Here is a 17172-nt window from a genome sequence, read left to right as displayed (position 1 = left end):
CATTTCGGTCAGTCTACAATCTCTGCCTCCTGTAAAATATACATGAGTTTTAAGGGGTCATCGGCATTGATTTTAAGCTTGCCCCTTACCTTTATTCTCTTTTCGGTGAATTTGATTTTCTCTTTGGCAAATACTTCGGCCACCGTTTCGGGACCTGCACCTCCGCAAAAAAAGCAATTGGCAAATGGCAAAGAAGAAAGCACAAAATAGGACTCTCCCTGGAGCTCTTCGAGGGGGATCATCCAGCCTTCCAGTTCGATTACTTTACCATCCAGTTTTTTAACCTCATCGCTAAAAGTAGGGTAGTCGATTTCAAAATTGAGTGTTTCATCGAATCGCTTTTCTATAGTGACTTTAGAAAGCGTTTTCCATCCATTGAAGTCTTGTCCAAAAGTGGTAAGTCCAAGAACCAGACCGATAAGTAGTAGGCTGTGCTTTCGCATTATTTAATGAGATCAAACATTCGGTTGAAACGCAAACGCTCAAAAAAGCCTGCATCGGGGTTTGTTCGGTCTACCGACCAGAAGATAAAAAGCGGTTTGCCCACAATGTGGTCGTATGGCACAAAACCCCACGACCGTGAATCGAGCGAATTGTGTCGGTTGTCACCAATCATAAAGTAGTATCCTTGCTTGAAGGTATAGCTATCTATTTTTTTCCCGTCAATGAATACTTCGTAGTCCTTAATGTTCACATTGTCGTTGTGTTCATACTCCCTTATTACCTCGCCATACAGAGCCACATTTTCTTTGGTGAGTTCAATGGTCATGCCTTTTTCAGGCATTACCAGAGGGCCAAAGAAATCGCGACTCCAGTTAAATAGCGGGTCACCGGGGTAAATACCGCGGTCTTCTCCGAGCTCGTAAACTATTTCTTCCACGCTGTCAATAAAAGGCAATTTTTCCAATGCGGCAGCTTTCTCGGGAGTGGTGTTCACCTCAAAGCCAACTTTACCATTGTAGGCACTGTTGGGCACTGCACTGGTAGCATAGGTATCAAAAGGATTAGTGTCCTGGTAATCGGTAATACCCAACTCTCGCATGTACCGGGCGTGTACACCACGCTCGGTAGCAGCCAGGTAGCTGGTCATCATGTTGGGTGGGTTATCTACCGGCTTTCCGTTAATGTAAATTTGCTTATTACGCACCTCAAAGGTGTCTCCGGGAACGGCCATGCAGCGTTTTACATAGAAGGTCTTCATGTCTACAGGAAAGCCTTTTTCATAATCAGGAGGGTAGTTAAATACTACGGGTTCTCCTCTTCTTGGCTTTCTAAGGCCGGGCAGGCGGTACTGGGGCAGTTGGATAATGTCTGAATACGATGGAATTTCTTTTCCGAAAAGTTTTATGCCCCAGAAAGTTTGGTGGGCCAGTGGAAACTGGATGGGCGTTTTGGGCGTTCTGGCTCCGTAGTGAAACTTGCTTACAAAGAGATGGTCACCAATGAGCATAGAGTTTTCCATGGAACCTGTGGGTATGGCAAAGGCTTCCACAAACAGTCCGCGTATGATGGTAACCGCTATGAGCGCAAAAAGTATATCGTTGAATAGTTCTCTAAAAAAGCCTTTTTTCTTTTTTTCCGGCTTCTCTTCTTTTTTCTTTCTCTTTAAGAAATCGAGCATAATAGAGTCTTATAAATAGTCGGCTTTAAAGGTATTATAAATCTGCGAATTATGGGTATTTCTACCCGGTAGATGAAATGCCTAACGGGCGAATGTATGTATAGGTTGAGACTTATCTGTTGGGCGGTTTCAGTTTTTGGCTCTCCTTCGCTTATTTTGAGGCCAAACAGGCACTATGATCTTTATAAATGACCTCGCTTTTGGTTATGCCTCGCACAAGGTGCTTTCTATTCCGCAGTTGCAGGTGGAGGAAGGTAAGCACCTTCTTATTCTTGGGGCTTCGGGCAGCGGAAAAACAACCCTTCTTCATATTTTGGGAGGCCTTCTGGCACCGCAAGAGGGAACGGTAAGGATTGGCCAAACCGACTTGTACCGTTTGAGTGGTGCGCAACGCGATAAATACCGGGGGCAGAATATTGGGCTCATCTTTCAAAAGGCGCATCTCATTAGTGCACTAAGTGTACAAGATAATTTATTGTTGGCTCAGTATTTAGCCGGAATGGCGCAAGACAGGGGGCGTGTAAAAGAAGTGCTTACTAATCTGGGGCTTGCAGATAAGCTACACAAGAAAGTTAAGGCACTGAGCCAGGGTGAGCAACAACGGGTAACTATTGCTCGCGCATTACTTAACAGACCCCGTGTAATTTTGGCCGATGAGCCTACAGCCAGTCTGGACGATACCAATGCGCACAAAGTCATAGACCTTTTGAAAAGTCAGGCAGAACAGAACAATGCCTCGTTGCTCATTGCCACCCACGATCAACGTGTAAAAGATCAGTTTGAACTTCAACTAAACCTGGCTACCCTATGAACCTGATTATACTTAGCTGGAATTACATTAGGTCTAAGCCTCTCAATACGCTGCTGAATATGCTGCTTATGGCTTTGGGTATTGCCATTATTTTGGTACTTATTCTGCTGAGCTCTCAGCTAGAAGAAAACCTCAATAAAAACAAGCGCGGAGTAGACCTTGTAGTTGGTGCCAAGGGCAGCCCTTTACAGCTTATTTTGGCCAACGTATACCACATAGACTTTCCTACAGGCAATATAAAACTGGAAGAAGCCCGTGCGCTCACCAGAAACAGACTCATAGCAGGAGCTATTCCGTTGGCTTTGGGCGATAATTACCGGGGCTTTAGAATTGTGGGAACCAACCACGAGTATGTACAACTCTATGAAGGCTCCCTTACTTCCGGCCAATTGTGGAAACGAAACATGGAAAGTGTTATTGGTGCCAATGTTGCCGAACGATTGAACCTGAAGCCGGGAGATACATTTTTTGGAGCACATGGGCTCTCCGTTGCCGATATGGAACATGAAGAGCGTCCTTATAAAATTGTTGGGGTGTTGGCCAGAAATAACTCTGTTTTAGATAATCTGATCCTTACCAATATTGAAAGTGTTTGGGCAGTTCATGAGCATGAAGAGGAGCATGAGCATAGTGAACATGCGGATGAACCGGAGTTGGGTTCGGCCTATGAGAGTGGTTTGCCCGAGGGCGATGAGGATGCAGAAATCACCTCCATGTTGCTTAAGTTCAGGTCGCCCATGGGGGCTGTCACCCTTCCACGAATGATTAATTCCAATACTAACATGCAGGCAGCCTCACCGGCTTTTGAAACGCAGCGTTTGTTCTCTCTGCTGGGAATTGGTGTAGAGTTGCTCAGAAGTTTTGCCTATATCATTATCATTATAGCCGGTTTGAGCATATTCATTTCGCTGTACAATGCACTGAAAGACCGAAAGTACGACTTGGCCATTATGCGTTCGTTGGGAGCTTCAAAAACCAAACTATTTGTACATGTAATACTCGAAGGGGTAATTATTACCGTGTTGGGGGGAGCTCTGGGATTTGTGCTGGGTCACGGACTAACAGAGTTTTTGGCAGGCCTTTACGAAAAATCAGAAGCCATGGGGCTTACCGGTTTGGTTTTTGTGAAACAAGAATGGTGGGTTGTAGTAATTAGTATAGGTATAGGTTTGTTGGCTTCGGTAATTCCGGCTGTCAATGCCTACAAAACAGATATTTCAGACGTATTAGCCAAAGAATAATGAAGAAGATAGTTGTACTGATTGTATTGAGTATATGGGGGACCGGCTTGTTCGGTCAGGAGGTAAAGGCTAAAGGCCCAAAGCTCTGGAAAACCCTGGCCGATGTGAAGTATGAAATTCAAAAAGACGAATATGGCGATGTGTATGTGCCTGTTTTTGGAGAAGACATACAGGCTATTAAAGATCAGCTGGTAGAGGTAGAAGGCTATGTAATTCCTTCAGACATTACTTTTGTCAATGATTATCTAATTATTTCTTCGCTACCTATAAGTGAGTGTTTCTTCTGTGGCTCAGGCGGACCGGAGACGGTGATGGAAATTCACCTGAAGAAAGGAGAGAAGTACAAGTATAACTCCAAGCGGCTAAAGTTTAGAGGAAAACTGGTGCTGAACGCAACCAATCCCGACAAATTGATGTATCAGTTGGTGGATAGTGAATTTTTAGGTTTGGCCGATGATAGTTATTAAACCCCTCAAGTACGTTTCATTCATATTGTTCTTCTTTCTTTTGGTTGTAGGTTGTGGCAATGCTTACAATCCGAAGGCTCAGCGTGATGCCATTTTTAAAGTACACGATGAGGTAATGCCTAAGATTGGAGAGGTGATGGAGCTGCGGAGAAAAGCCCTGCAAAAGGCTTCAGAGATTGCTGAAAAGGAGGCCGATCGAGCGGCTCAACTCAGAGCGCTTGCTCAACAACTGGAACAAGCCAATAACGGCATGATGAGTTGGATGCGCGAGTGGAGTAAAAACTCTCAGAAATATATGGAGATGAAAGCCGGAGCTTCTGAACAGGTGGAATATCTGAAGAAAGAAATGGAACGGGTAACGGAAGTGAAAGAAGCCATTAACGGAGCAATTGCAGAAGCCAAAAAAGCACTTTAGGAGTACTTAGGCAGTAGCATCAACGGTTCAGCGATTTCTTTACCGCGTCCAATGAAACCCCTCCATAACTGTTTCCCCAGGCATTGGTTATGTAGGTAAGTATTTCGGTTACTTCAGAAGCATTCAGGCTGGTATTGCCCGGCATTGGTTGCCTGTACTCAATACCATTGACAATCAGAGGCTCTTTTGCACCATTTACTATTATTCGCGCTGCCCTACCCACATCGTTGAGAAGGTAGTCGGCCCCTTTTAGAGGTGGAATCAGCTGTCCTAGTCCCTCACCGTTTTCCATATGACAGTTGGCGCAATGGGTGCTGTATAGCCTCTTTCCATTAGTGAAATATTTGATTTCAGTATCGTTGAGGCGATTCAATACTTGCTCTCCTTCAGAGGAGCCACCACCACAGGCCGTGGCAGTAGCCAGAGCGAACAGTATGGGTACAATTAGTTTACTGCTCATACTCGGCAAGCAGTTTCGGAATATCATTGATCAGTGCAGTTACTTCTTTGGGGTTGGTGCCGTCATACTTACCTCTTATTCTTCTTTCCTTATCTACCAGTAAGAATGCTCCACTATGAATAAAGCCACCCGGAGCATCTTCGTTTTCCCCCAGAGGAACCATGTATCCTTCTCCACTTCCTATCTGATAAATTTTATCCTTATCTCCCGTGAGAAAATGCCAGGTTTTATTGTCCGGAACACCTAATCGCATGGAGTAGTCCTTTAGGTAGGCTACGGTGTCGTGCTCGGGGTCTATGGTGTGCGAAAGAATAGCAAAATTGGGAGTGTCTTTGAACTGCTCATATACTCTCAGCATTTGCTGCTTCATTACAGGGCAAATGGTGGGGCAGGTACCAAAGAAAAAGTCTGCCACATATATTTTATCGGCCACCGTTGCTTCTGTAACAAGGGCACTATCCTGATCTACAAATTGAAAGTTGGGCACGGTATGGTATAGAGTATCTATTTTTCCGTTTACCTCCTTGTATTCAGGTATCCCCAGTATGGGCAATCGGCTGTTTTTTGGCGATGAACAGGCTATGGCAACCCAAGCCACAAGCCACAAGCAAACTCGTTTCCACATCTTCATTTCTTCTTTCGTTCTCGAAGTTTTTTATACCCTTTAATGCCCAACATGAGGGCCACAGTTACCAATACGAAGCCAGCTGTTCCTTTGATCCAGTCTAATTGGTTTTTTAACACAATTAAGAACACCACAGAGATAAGTACTAAAGTGGCTACTTCATTGAGAATTCGTAGTTGGATGGAGTTGAGCCTGGCCACACCGTTTTGTAGCTCCTTATACAAACGGTGACAGTACAGGTGGTATCCGTAGAGAAGCAATACAAAGCAAAGCTTTATTTGCATAAAGGGCAGTTGCAGCATATCCGGATACTGAATGATCATGCTAATGCCCAGAGCCAGTGTTATGAGCGCAGAAGGCCAGGTAATGATGATCCAGAGTCTTTTGGCCATTAGGGCAAGCTGAGTACCTAAAATGCTTTTTTCCGGCTCCGGTTTATTCAGTGCTTCTGTCTGGTATACAAAAAGGCGAACAATATAAAAAAGGCCTGCAAACCAGGTAACTATGAATATAATGTGAAGTGCCTTTATGTATAAATTGGCCATGGGCGCAATTTAGTCACTAAAACACAATTGGCCGACCGTAAATGTGCTTTTGATAGGCCTATTGACTAAGTAGGTTTGACTCTGGAGTAATTACTTTCTTTTCCTAAGGTATTTTTTATTCAAAAGCCATTCAATACCCAGCGATATCCAAGCAACCGGGAGAATGAATATGATAAAAACGGTATTGTTGAGCCTGAGTTTTATGCCTTAGCAAATATGGTAGATCAATGACCCAAAGATTTCATTTGGGGTACGCTCCAATACATAAAAGGTCAGTAGAATTAAGTATAACCAGAAGGGTACTAACCGGTATTTGCATTGCCGGTTAGATAGCAGGGTCTTTTCGATGGATTGTTTCTACCCGGAGCCCCACAGAAACTTCTCCTGAATGTTCAGGTATAAAATTCTCGCCAAAAAGAATTTTATTTCCTGATTTGCGATATCCGGCCAATGTTCTGAGAGGTTCTGCACCTTTCTCACCCGTATTTTGATCGATAGTGGTCATAACGCAGCGAGCGCAAGGCTTAACCCCTCTGTAGGTCAGACGGTTAATCATGATTTCGGCCAGAGTATCTTCTTCATGTGGAGCAAGCCCTTCCAGAACAAGGTTGGGTCTGAACCTGTTCATGGGAAGTTCATAACCCAGCTTTTGGTTCAGAAGATTAAGCGATGCCTGGCCAATGATGAGTATGGGATATCCATCGGCAAAGCTCACATGATCGTCAGTCGCAGGGGCATAACGCTGATCGGCTATTCGCAGGCTGCTTTCAGGCATATACACCAACCTTGTGGCAAAACCCAATACGCTAGAAAACCATTGATTTATGGGCTCGGGTGAGGGAAGGGCCTGACACGAGTCGTCCCATACGGTTACTTCTATGGGGTCTGCAATTGGTGCTTCAAGGTCAATGCTTAGTGGCTGCAGTTTTCCGCTTCGGTCTTCAATTACCATGCTGTGGTTTTCTATTCGCGGTTGCAGAAGGGCCAGTTGCTGATGTTCCCTTTGGCTTACAAACCGTCCATTTTCATCAACCAACATCCATCGCCTGTCGTATTTTAGTCCCCTTCTTTCAACAGGGCTTGTGGTTAGTTCAATTCCTCCCAAAGATTTAATGGGGTATATGTAGATGTTTTTTACGTAGATACTTTTCATTGCCAGTATTTATATCGGCTTACACTTTTTAAGGTCAGGTTGAACCCATCCCAACCTATTTTACTCAGCATTATGTTGGGATATTCTTTCGAAAAACTGTAGTTGTTCTTTTTTTCCTTGTCTAGCTGAACATTGACTTGCCAAAGTGAATCTCCATCAATTACCTGAAACTGTGCCCGATAAACTTTGGGTTCAAAGGTTTTGGTATTCACCTGCGATTCTACAACCTGCTTTTCAAATGTAAGGCCATCCTGGAACCGAAGAGCCCTAAGCAAGTAACTCAACTGATCCTCCCAGATTAAATCAGCTCCTTCCAAAAAAGATTGACCATCTCCAAAACCATCGAAATAGCTATTGTAGTCGTACTGATAGCCTGTGGGTGAAAGAGTAAATTGCTTGAAGGTATTGCCGCACCATTCCTGGCCGGTATGAGTCATTTTGTGCAGCTGCTCCGGTTTGGCTCTTTTGTAGAACAAGCTGGTTAGGTAGTGATAGGGGTAGTTGTCTGTTTCAAAGCGGGCAAACTTGTTCACCTTCATTACGCTGAACAGGTCGGTTCTGGAGTAGTCATCTGTCTTTACATTGTATGCCTTGTTAAACTCTTCTTTTACGGTAATGTAGGTGTATTCAAAGTTTCTTGTTTTTCCGTAAACCCTTCTTTGTGCATGGTATTGAGCTACTTCGGCCTGGCCATCTTCCCAAAGGCTCTGCATGGCCCATTCATGATTAAATACCGGGCTGTTGGCATAAGGAGCCTCCTTAGTTTTGTGTTTACCACAACCGAGGCATATGAGGGCTAAGAATAGCAGTCGCGTTTTCATGCTCTATGTACTTTAAGTATGTCAGCAGCCCACTCGCCCAGATCGGCTTCGGTGTCTACATCGCTCAAGGTTTGCAATTTGGCTACGCTGTAACCCAAGTGGTTCAAGTCGGCTTCGGTAGCCGCGCAAACCGAGGAAGTGCTCCATTCTTTATTTTCGAATATTTCGAATATCGGCTGATTCATTCCCAGCAGGTAATATCCACCGTCATACGAAGGGCCAATGACAACGTCATGCTGCTTCAGTTCTTCAAAAGCCCGTGCAATTAGCTCCGGGTTCAGGTCGTAGCAATCGCTACCAATTATGCATACTCTTGCGGCTCCGGCATCAAAAGCTTCTTCAAAAGCGGCTTTCATCTTCACTCCCAGATTCCCTGTTGTCTGTATGGCCTTAAGAAAATCTGCATTGGACCATACGTCCGACCGGTCTATAAACTGATCGTAATAAACCACTCTTTCTACCTTTACCTGAACAGAGATATCGCGGGTTCTCTCCAGCAAACGCTTGTAAACCTCCAGAGCACAGAGGTCTCCCACGGTGGCCGCCAGGCGCGTTTTTGCTCTTCCAAGAGCCGGGTTTTTCACAAAGATGATCAGCCTTTCTTTCATTTCAGTACACCGCTTTTCCTTTTCTCAACAGCAGAGAAAAACTTTTGTTGTAGGTATGAATACTATCCGAAGGTAGTCCTGCCGAGTTAACTACGGGCAATTCGCTATTGGCCCACCCTAAAATTCCGTCTTTCATGTCGTAAACCAGACTAAACCCTGCATTGCGGAGCTGCCGGGCCACTCGGTTGCTTCTTACTCCAATGGTACAGTACACCAAAACAGGATGGTTTTTGGGCAGAGAGTCCAGGAGCGATCCTTCAAAACGCAAGGCTCCCTCAATATGACTCAAAGCAAACTCTTCTTCCGTACGCGCATCGAGAATGGTGGGGGTCTGGTGGGCAATTATTTGAGTAGCCTCTTTGGCTTTGATGCGCTGCACTTTTTTTGTCATTCTCCACGTGTATATGCCACTTTCATAAAAAAGAAACCCGACCAATAGACTGACCGTGGCTACAAAAATTACGATACGAATTGGCTTTGCGGATTTCACTATGGCAAATTAACCAAAGCCATTGGCAGCACCTAATGGCTTACTCATTTATGGTTAGCATAGTTGGAGCCTAACAGAGAAGAATTTCATGAACATGAAGGGTATCTTATGGGTGCTTTAGCACGAATTCATTTTCTTTGTTTACAAGCATGCGAAGAAAAAAACTCAGTACAGAAGAATTGATAGATGGTATCAGAAAGGGTGACCGTCTGGTACTAAGCCGTGCCATTACACTGGTGGAAAGTCAGCGACCCGAGGATATGGAACAAGCTGAGGTGCTTTTGCAAACCCTTTTGCCTGCTACAGGGAGATCGTTCAGGTTGGGCATAACGGGTGTGCCAGGAGTCGGTAAAAGCACTTTTATAGAGGCTTTTGGGACGCTTTTAACAGAGAAGAGACTCAAGCTTGCTGTGCTCACTATAGACCCAAGCAGTCAGCGTTCCAAAGGCAGTATTCTGGGCGATAAGACCCGCATGGAAGAGCTTGCCCGTAACCCCAATGCCTTCATTAGACCTTCTGCTTCTGGAAGTACCTTGGGAGGAGTGAGTGGCAAAACCAGAGAGGTAATGCTATTGTGCGAGGCGGCCGGTTTCGATTTTATAATTGTGGAAACAGTGGGCGTAGGCCAGTCCGAAACGTTGGTTCATGGCATGGTCGATTTCTTTTTGTTGCTAATGCTTGCAGGAGCTGGAGATGAGCTTCAGGGTATTAAAAAAGGCATAATGGAAATGGCCGATGCTGTGGTAATTAACAAGGCCGATGGAGATAATCTGAAACCGGCAAAACGGGCCAAAGTAGAATATCAAAATGCCCTGCACCTCTTTCCGGCTAATCTTAGTGGTTGGATACCCCAGGTAAAGACCTGCTCAGCCCTGGAAAAAAGCGGCTTGGAAGAAGTATATGAGATGCTCGACAAGTTTAAGCGTAAGGTAAAGAGCAATGGTTACTTCGACAAAAACAGGGCCGATCAACAGGTGAGTTGGTTTAAAGAAAATCTGACTGATTTATTGCGGACATCATTTTTTAAGAAGCCCGAAGTGAAACAACGCTACGAGGAAAAGCTTAAAGAGGTTCAGTCGGGGAAAACTCCAGCACTGAATGCCGCCCGAGAGGTGATTAGCATCATCTAGTACCGTATATTCATTGAACTGATAAGACAAAAAAAGAGGGTGTCTCAAGAGCTTGCTTATTGCTATTCCGAGCCTTCTTTAGTAGCAAAATAGTTCGTAATAGCTGATTTGAGTCTCTTGAGACACCCCTTGGTTGTATTTTAAATCGTGGTTTAGAGGCTGTTCTATCCTTTTCTTATGCTTGAAGCACCAGAAGAGTCAGCACTTACAGAGGCTCCTCCACGGTATCGTACGCTAGAAGCACCACTGGCATGAACTTCCAGTCTTCCCGTAGCATATACATGGGCCGATCCTGCTCCGCTAACCCGTATGTCGGCATTTACCGATTCCAGATCGTAGGCCCGGTATACGGTGGCACCACTGGTTTTTATCACTTGCTCACGGGCTTCGCCTTCCAGATTAATTACGCACGCACCCGATGCTTCCAGATACAATGCTTCTACCTGCATTTCTATATTAAGAACCGAAGCACCCGATAGTTCCAGATCCAGTTTTTTGCCTTTCAATACATCTCTGGTTTTCAAAGTCACCGCTCCACTCACATTGATTCGCTCAAGCGACTTTACTGTCAAATAGGCTTTTGGAGATTGTCGCATTCTTCGGGTTTCGCGAGAGTCCTGTATTTTAATAATCAGCGTTCCGCCTCTTACTTCAGTTACTATATCATCAATGAAACGGTCTTCGGCTTCAATTTCCAGCGACTCCTGGTTTCCCACACTAATTTCTACCTCAAATGCGCTGCTTACCGAAAGGGCATTGAAGTTTTTTACTTCTCGTTTCTGGCGCGTTTGTCCCAACAGGGCCTGACCGGCTATGATAAAAACGGCCGCGATAGAAAGAGTTAGAAGTCGTTTGCTCACAAAATTATTCATTGTATTAAACTTAAAATGTGCTCTAAAGATAGCCCAATGAATTAAAGGTTGCATGCTCGCTAAAATATTCTTGTTTCGGCCCTTCTTAGGAAAAGGCTTAACTTGTTCTAACATTGCATGCAAGTCGTGAACACGACAGTGTAGCAGAACTTGTTTTTACAATTTGAGCGTAATAGCCATTATATGCAGCACATTGTTATAATCGGCAATGGCATTGCCGGTATTACTACTGCCAGGCACCTCAGAAAACTGAGCAGTGACAAGATTACCGTGATTTCTGCCGAAACCGATCATTTTTTTTCCAGAACAGCCCTTATGTACATTTTCATGGGGCACATGAAGTACGAACATACGAAACCCTATGAAGACTGGTTTTGGGAGAAGAACAAGATAGAATTGAAGAGGGCTTACGTAAAGGCCGTTGATGTGGAAAGTAACCGGTTAGAGTTCCAAGACGGGTCTACCATGGCCTACGATAAACTGGTAATTGCTACAGGTTCTAAGCCCAATAAGTTTGGCTGGCCCGGGCAAGACCTTAAAGGAGTTCAGGGGCTTTATAGTTATCAGGACCTTGAACTTATGGAATCTAACACCAAGGGTATTAGGCGCGCTGTAGTGGTAGGAGGAGGCCTGATTGGTATAGAAATGGCCGAAATGCTTTTGTCCAGAAACATTCCGGTAACTTTTTTGGTACGTGAAAAAAGCTTTTGGAACAATGTGTTGCCGGCAGAAGAATCGGCCATGATCAACCGACACATACACGAGCATGGAGTAGACTTACGCCTAAATACAGAGCTCGATGAAATTTTGGCTGACGACACAGGCCGAGTGAAGGCTGTACGAACCAAAGAAGGGCAACTTATAGACTGTCAGTTTGTGGGACTTACCGCAGGAGTTTCTCCCAATGTAGAGCTTCTGAAGTCTTCCGGTATTGAGCTTAATCGTGGAGTGTTGGTAGATGAATACCTGAGAACCAACGTGAACAATGTTTTTGCAGCGGGCGATTGTGCAGAGTTTCGGAAGCCTATTGGCGAGCGAAAGTCTATTGAACAGGTTTGGTATACCGGTAGAATGATGGGGGAGGCTCTTGGCAGAACATTGGCGGGTAAACCAACAGCCTATAAGCCGGGTCACTGGTTTAATTCGGCTAAGTTCTTCGATATAGAATATCAAACCTATGGTTGGGTTTGGCCAGAGAAAAAAGCAGATGAGTCTGAGTTTTACTGGGAACATTCTAAAGGAAAAACTTGCCTGAGGTTGCGATGGAAATCGAGCAACGGGCAGTTGGTGGGAGTAAACAATTTTGGTTTTAGGCTCAGGCATCAGGCTTTTGATAAATGGTTTAGAGAAGAAAAGACGGTGCATTATGTGCTGGAACACTTGAGAGATGCCAATTTCGACCCTGAGTTTTACCGCCAGCATGAAGAAGAAATTATTGCCCGATTCAATGCCGAAAATGGCACCCAGTTGAAGCTCAGAAAAAAGAGTTGGCAACGTATTTTACAATTGGTTTCATAAAAACGTTCCTATGTCTGCAGCAGACCCTAGTTTATCTATAGCCAATCCGCATCCTCATAAGACCGATGCTATTCAAAAAGCAGGACTTGCTCTGGCGGGCCTGGGCTTACTTACTCTGTTTTTGGCCTGGGGCAATGTACCTCTTCCAAAAACCTTAAGTCTGGCCTTTGCTCTTGGAGGTATTATTTTCGGTACAACCCTTTACTCCTGGAGGCTTTACATGAAACAGCCGGAAGGGGTTAAAAATAATGGGGTCATGTTTAAAAGCCTTACCAGCAGAGGTGTTTTGGGTTGGGTGGCCGGAGTAGTGCTTACGGCTTTCTACGTCATTATCTACTGGTATCCTGAATACCTTGGTTATAAGCCTGGTGGAGCCAACGAAGGTTTTGTGGCCTTGTTCGATCCGCTGAGCCGGTTTTTTAAAGGAAAACCCGCCAGTCAGTGGTTTTTATATGGCACCCTGTATACCGTTTCCATTTTGGCTTTGGGCATTAAGTTTTTGTTTAAATACAGGCACAATGCTTATCAGATAAAGCGCACTCTGGTAGTAATTGCCGCACAACTTTTTCTCGCTTATCTCATACCCGAAATATTGGCCGGCTTGAATTATAACGATGCCACCAACCCTCAGGGAGAATACCTGGGCTATTATGATACCGACATTAAAAACACCTGGCCGCTTGACTATGACTTCTTTTACGATTGGCACCTGGATGCCATGCAGCAAAAGGCCTATCAGCCGGTGGGTATGCTTTATTTGGTTATTGGTATAGCCATGTTTCTAGTGTTTACTCCGGTGCTTACCTACTTCTTTGGCAAGCGCTGGTACTGTTCGTGGGTTTGTGGTTGTGGGGGCTTGGCCGAAACGGCAGGAGATCCTTTTCGACATTTATCATCAAAAAAACTTAGTGCCTGGAAACTGGAACGCTGGCTTATTCATGGAGTGATGATTTTTGTTTTTGTGATGACGGCCGCAACGCTCTATGGTTACTTCTGGAATACAGGAGAGGTTTTTGGGCTGAATATTTACAACAATTTTCAAAAGCCCTATGGCTTTTTAATAGGCGCTACATTTTCAGGGGTCATAGGCGTAGGGTTTTACCCTATGCTGGGCTCAAGGGTATGGTGCCGTTTCGGCTGTCCTATGGCCGGATATATGGGCATTATTCAACGGTTCAAATCGCGCTTTAGAATTACCACCAATGGTGGCCAGTGTATTTCTTGTGGCAACTGTTCTACTTATTGCGAGCAAGGAATTGATGTGCGCTGGTATGCTCAAAGAGGGCAAAATATAGTGAGGGCCTCATGCGTTGGCTGTGGAATTTGTTCAGCTGTTTGTCCAAGGGGAGTGCTGAAATTAGAGAATGGGCCGGATGAAAAGCGCATGGATGCTCCGGCCATTATTGTGGGCAACGATAGTGTAAGCCTTAATCAGTAACCGTTTCGGCTAGGGTTTTATCAATGCCTGCTCAAATTCGAAGTCGATGGTGCCATGTTTAGGGATGGTAAAACTTACCGTATAGAACTGAGCATCTCGGTTTCGCTCAAAAAAGAGCAGGCCGCTTATGTATTCGTTGGTGAGAACGGTAGTTTTTCTAACCGGTGTTTCTTCCCAATATACCCGGGTGTTTTTTATTTCCTGCAGAAAGGCTTCTCTGCGGTCTAGTGCCAATTGCCGGCTATCGCTCATTTGATTGCGCTGTATAAAACGGGCATCTGCTTCTTCTTGAGAAATTCTCGGATCGGTAGACTCTACAATGGTAGTAGCAAGGTCGGTGGCATTAATAAAAAGCTCAGAGATTCTATCGTTGACGAGTCTGGCTTCTTCACGAGCGGCTGAACGATCATATTCTAAAATTTTCAGCTCCGGATCTACTGCCTTTTGTGTGCTCAAATGGAACATATCAGGAGCATAGGCAGAAATAAGGGCATTACTCGGATCGAATATGAGCGTGTCTGAAGAGCGATTGTCATATAGTACATCGAAAATCAACATATCACCATCGTTTCGATAGTAACTGAGCGTTATGTAATGGCCATTCAATTCTTTGGTAATGAACTTTCTACCGGCTATCCATTTGCCTTCGTTATCGTTGGCCGAAAGCTTACTAATGGGTATAGGTGAGGCACAAGAATAGGCCAATGCAGATAAAAGGAGAAGGGTAAGTAGTTGTCTATTCATGGTTTTGACTTTGCTCATTGCCTATCAAACAAAATGCCACTCTGGGTTTTTGTATTTTAGGTTCACTCGATAAAGTCCGTATGGCGCATGATTCTACCCTTTGCACCATTTGTGAAAACACAAGAGGCTCTTATAAAGCCCTGTGAAGACCCCAACATGTGATGGAAGTTATATTTTACTTCCATGTGATCTTCATTAGTGTCTTTATGCATTTAAAATAAATGAAGATTAATAGGACCAATAGAAGTCAAAACGAAAAACTTACTTCGTGCAGGCTTTTGATTGGCTTACCTTTTCTGGTGGCACATTTCCAGGGGCCTGATGCCAATAGAACTTTTGTAATGTATGGGTGGAATACTTCCGGCAAAGTGGTGTGCTGTGTGACTACATTCACCAGAACTACTTTATTATTGGTACCCACAGTGTAGTGTAAAACAATTACTCCTTCTTTGTTCACTGTAGATAGGGAGTCTGGCAGCCTGACAGACTTTTTCAGATATTCATCCAGGCCCTTTTTGCCTCCTTTAAACTGAGCGAAAACAAGATTTGGGTCGGGCGATTTAATAACAGGAGAAAAGGGTTGGTTTGATTCTGACTGACCAACTAATGGCAGGGTCAATAGCATTAAAACAAGGAATGAACCTAGCCGAAATAGTAGGTTCATCTTAATCATTAGTTTGGCTCAATAAATTTCTAATCTGCCCCAAATGTTTCTTAAGGTGAACCACATAGTCTTCCATTAAATAACCGAGGGTTCCTGGAGCTTCTTTTAGGTCGGGGCCTGAAGGTTGAAATGCGTTCGGAATAGAGAGTTTTTTCTCCCTCTTCGAGGGAGAGGTATTAAACATGAGGTTGGAAAGAAGAAGGTTAAACTGTCTCCACATAATGAGCAGGTCTTGCCATTCCTGATTTTGATAATCCTGAGCGTCTACCCATTCGTTTTGCTTATAGCCTTCAATGCTAAGGTTTTCTTCAAATTGTGCACGTACAAAACGTCCATGATTATTGGAAGCAGAGTCGATCAGATGGCCTAAAATCTCCTTGGCCGACCATTTGTCAGGTGCAGGTTTTACGGCTGTGTCTTTGTCGTCTACAAGTATAAACTCCTCGAAGGCCTGAAGGGTAATTTCGCGCAGGTTAAAGTCAGTTCTCATACCGCAATATAATGTTTGGAATGCCTCTGTCCTATGGAGCTCTTGGCCAGACAGAAATTTTTTAATAGGCCAATGTATAGCAAAACCGACCAACTGGTAAAAGTTGGTCGGATTAGACAAAGTTTTATTTGGTTTTGGTACTTCCGGGTCTGGTGAGCCTTCCTGCAGCCGGTTAAAACTGCATTGGTACCTCTATCGCCAACACTTCGGCATACGATTTGGCCTTTACTTCAACACTTTCCGTTTCCGTAATGCCTACAGCATCTCGCGTGCTTAGCGACTCACCTGCTACCTGAAGGTCTCCGTTCAGCACAAATAAGTATACTCCGTTGCCGGCCGTCTTTATTGGATAGTGCAGAGTGGTGCCGGCATCCAGATTGGCCAGGCTAAAATAGGCGTCTTGATTTATCCGGAGAGCATCGCCCTCGTCAGGAGATACCACCGTTTGGAACCGGTTCATTCGATTTTCGGCATGGAAGGTCTTTTGTTCGTAGCACGGTTCAATATTCTTTTCCTTAGGAAATACCCAAATCTGTAGAAAGTGTACTTCTTCCTCCCGACTATGGTTATACTCCGAATGACTTATTCCACTTCCGGCCGACATAATCTGTACATCGCCCTGGCGGATTACTTTATGGCGCCCGGTGCTGTCTTTATGTTCCAAATCTCCAAATAGAGGAATGGACACTATTTCCATATTGTCGTGTGGATGTGTGCCAAAGCCCATACCCGCGGCTACCTGGTCATCATTGAGCACGCGCAATGCTCCAAAATGTACCCTTTCAGGGTTATAGTAACCAGCAAAGCTAAAGGAGTGATGACTCTTTAACCAACCATGATCAGCAAAGCCACGGCTTTCAGATTTATGTACTACGGTTTTCATTATATGTCCTTTCTTGAATTTATATGTATGTACATGAAAATAACTGATTGATTTGATTTTCAGTTCAATCTTTCATCTTTCAGGTGTTTAGTGCGAAGTTACAGTAGCCAACGAGAATAGCACTGTATATTGAAACCATCATTCCTCATGTGTTTTAACCTGAGTTCGATGTACGA

21 protein-coding genes are annotated in these 17172 nt (G+C 44.4%); 7 read left to right on the top strand and 14 right to left on the bottom strand.

Features of this window, described 5'->3' with window-relative positions; translation table 11 throughout:
- Positions 1–8: 8 nt before the first annotated feature.
- Positions 9–443 (bottom strand): hypothetical protein, encoded by a 435-nt coding sequence (locus tag B3O12_RS14745; RefSeq protein WP_286756848.1) that lies wholly within the window; start codon positions 441–443, stop codon positions 9–11.
- Positions 443–1621, bottom strand: a complete 1179-nt coding sequence (gene lepB, locus B3O12_RS14740) for a signal peptidase I (RefSeq protein ID WP_189628399.1) — start codon at positions 1619–1621, stop codon at positions 443–445. Before lepB ends, B3O12_RS14745 begins: the two co-directional genes overlap by 1 nt.
- Positions 1622–1796: 175 nt before the next feature.
- Between lepB and B3O12_RS14735 the strand changes: the two genes are divergently transcribed.
- Genes B3O12_RS14735 through B3O12_RS14720 form a run of 4 tightly spaced genes read left to right on the top strand, consistent with a single transcriptional unit; the run spans position 1797 to position 4555 of the window.
- Positions 1797–2432, top strand: coding sequence for an ABC transporter ATP-binding protein (locus B3O12_RS14735; protein ID WP_286756847.1), 636 nt, complete (start codon positions 1797–1799; stop codon positions 2430–2432).
- Complete coding sequence (locus tag B3O12_RS14730) at positions 2429–3673, top strand: ABC transporter permease (RefSeq protein WP_286745853.1); 1245 nt, start codon at positions 2429–2431, stop codon at positions 3671–3673. The genes B3O12_RS14735 and B3O12_RS14730 overlap by 4 nt, the downstream gene beginning before the upstream one ends.
- The gene (locus tag B3O12_RS14725; RefSeq protein ID WP_189628396.1) at positions 3673–4140 is read left to right on the top strand and encodes a hypothetical protein; all 468 of its coding nucleotides are present in this window, start codon (positions 3673–3675) and stop codon (positions 4138–4140) included. Before B3O12_RS14730 ends, B3O12_RS14725 begins: the two co-directional genes overlap by 1 nt.
- Positions 4127–4555 carry a hypothetical protein gene (locus B3O12_RS14720; RefSeq protein WP_189628395.1) on the top strand — a complete coding sequence of 143 codons (429 nt, stop codon included), beginning with the start codon at positions 4127–4129 and terminating at the stop codon, positions 4553–4555. Before B3O12_RS14725 ends, B3O12_RS14720 begins: the two co-directional genes overlap by 14 nt.
- 19 nt (positions 4556–4574) lie before the next feature.
- On the opposite strand, the gene B3O12_RS14715 is transcribed toward B3O12_RS14720, so the two are convergent.
- From B3O12_RS14715 to B3O12_RS14685, 7 genes are all read right to left on the bottom strand, one after another.
- A complete protein-coding gene (locus B3O12_RS14715) occupies positions 4575–5015 on the bottom strand; it encodes a c-type cytochrome (protein ID WP_286756846.1) in 441 nt (146 codons plus the stop codon).
- Positions 5005–5640: an SCO family protein gene (locus B3O12_RS14710; protein ID WP_308440952.1), complete on the bottom strand. Its 636-nt coding sequence runs from the start codon at positions 5638–5640 to the stop codon at positions 5005–5007. The genes B3O12_RS14715 and B3O12_RS14710 overlap by 11 nt, the downstream gene beginning before the upstream one ends.
- Positions 5641–5642: 2 nt before the next feature.
- Positions 5643–6185, bottom strand: a complete 543-nt coding sequence (locus tag B3O12_RS14705) for a CopD family protein (protein WP_286756845.1) — start codon at positions 6183–6185, stop codon at positions 5643–5645.
- A gap of 325 nt (positions 6186–6510) precedes the next feature.
- The gene (locus B3O12_RS14700) at positions 6511–7338 is read right to left on the bottom strand and encodes an MOSC domain-containing protein (RefSeq protein WP_286745859.1); all 828 of its coding nucleotides are present in this window, start codon (positions 7336–7338) and stop codon (positions 6511–6513) included.
- Entirely contained in the window at positions 7335–8159 is an 825-nt protein-coding gene (locus tag B3O12_RS14695) for a hypothetical protein (RefSeq protein WP_286756844.1), read from the bottom strand. The genes B3O12_RS14700 and B3O12_RS14695 overlap by 4 nt, the downstream gene beginning before the upstream one ends.
- On the bottom strand, positions 8156–8767 hold the full coding sequence (locus B3O12_RS14690) for a TIGR04282 family arsenosugar biosynthesis glycosyltransferase (protein ID WP_286756843.1): 612 nt from the start codon (positions 8765–8767) through the stop codon (positions 8156–8158). The genes B3O12_RS14695 and B3O12_RS14690 overlap by 4 nt, the downstream gene beginning before the upstream one ends.
- Position 8768: 1 nt before the next feature.
- On the bottom strand, positions 8769–9158 hold the full coding sequence (locus B3O12_RS14685) for a rhodanese-like domain-containing protein (RefSeq protein ID WP_286756842.1): 390 nt from the start codon (positions 9156–9158) through the stop codon (positions 8769–8771).
- A 248-nt stretch (positions 9159–9406) separates the two neighbouring features.
- Between B3O12_RS14685 and meaB the strand changes: the two genes are divergently transcribed.
- Entirely contained in the window at positions 9407–10387 is a 981-nt protein-coding gene (meaB, locus tag B3O12_RS14680) for a methylmalonyl Co-A mutase-associated GTPase MeaB (protein ID WP_286756840.1), read from the top strand.
- 164 nt (positions 10388–10551) lie between these two features.
- Here the strand turns inward: meaB and B3O12_RS14675 are convergent, their stop codons facing one another.
- Positions 10552–11259, bottom strand: coding sequence for a head GIN domain-containing protein (locus B3O12_RS14675; RefSeq protein WP_286745867.1), 708 nt, complete (start codon positions 11257–11259; stop codon positions 10552–10554).
- Between the two features lie 183 nt (positions 11260–11442).
- On the opposite strand from B3O12_RS14675, the gene B3O12_RS14670 reads away from it, so the two are divergent.
- Positions 11443–12777 carry an NAD(P)/FAD-dependent oxidoreductase gene (locus tag B3O12_RS14670; protein WP_286756839.1) on the top strand — a complete coding sequence of 445 codons (1335 nt, stop codon included), beginning with the start codon at positions 11443–11445 and terminating at the stop codon, positions 12775–12777.
- Between the two features lie 10 nt (positions 12778–12787).
- Entirely contained in the window at positions 12788–14215 is a 1428-nt protein-coding gene (locus B3O12_RS14665) for a 4Fe-4S binding protein (protein ID WP_286756838.1), read from the top strand.
- Between the two features lie 9 nt (positions 14216–14224).
- Here the strand turns inward: B3O12_RS14665 and B3O12_RS14660 are convergent, their stop codons facing one another.
- From B3O12_RS14660 to B3O12_RS14645, 4 genes are all read right to left on the bottom strand, one after another.
- Positions 14225–14959 carry a hypothetical protein gene (locus B3O12_RS14660; RefSeq protein ID WP_189628382.1) on the bottom strand — a complete coding sequence of 245 codons (735 nt, stop codon included), beginning with the start codon at positions 14957–14959 and terminating at the stop codon, positions 14225–14227.
- Positions 14960–15206: 247 nt separating this feature from the next.
- Entirely contained in the window at positions 15207–15623 is a 417-nt protein-coding gene (locus tag B3O12_RS14655) for a hypothetical protein (protein ID WP_286756837.1), read from the bottom strand.
- A 1-nt stretch (position 15624) separates the two neighbouring features.
- On the bottom strand, positions 15625–16113 hold the full coding sequence (locus B3O12_RS14650) for a DinB family protein (RefSeq protein ID WP_286745876.1): 489 nt from the start codon (positions 16111–16113) through the stop codon (positions 15625–15627).
- A gap of 172 nt (positions 16114–16285) precedes the next feature.
- Positions 16286–16996 carry a pirin family protein gene (locus tag B3O12_RS14645; protein ID WP_286756836.1) on the bottom strand — a complete coding sequence of 237 codons (711 nt, stop codon included), beginning with the start codon at positions 16994–16996 and terminating at the stop codon, positions 16286–16288.
- Positions 16997–17172 lie beyond the last annotated feature (176 nt).

It is taken from the genome of Roseivirga sp. UBA838, from assembly GCF_002296035.1.
Taxonomy (GTDB): Bacteria; Bacteroidota; Bacteroidia; order Cytophagales; family Cyclobacteriaceae; genus Roseivirga; species Roseivirga thermotolerans.
This window is presented reverse-complemented; position numbering and strand designations above follow the sequence as displayed.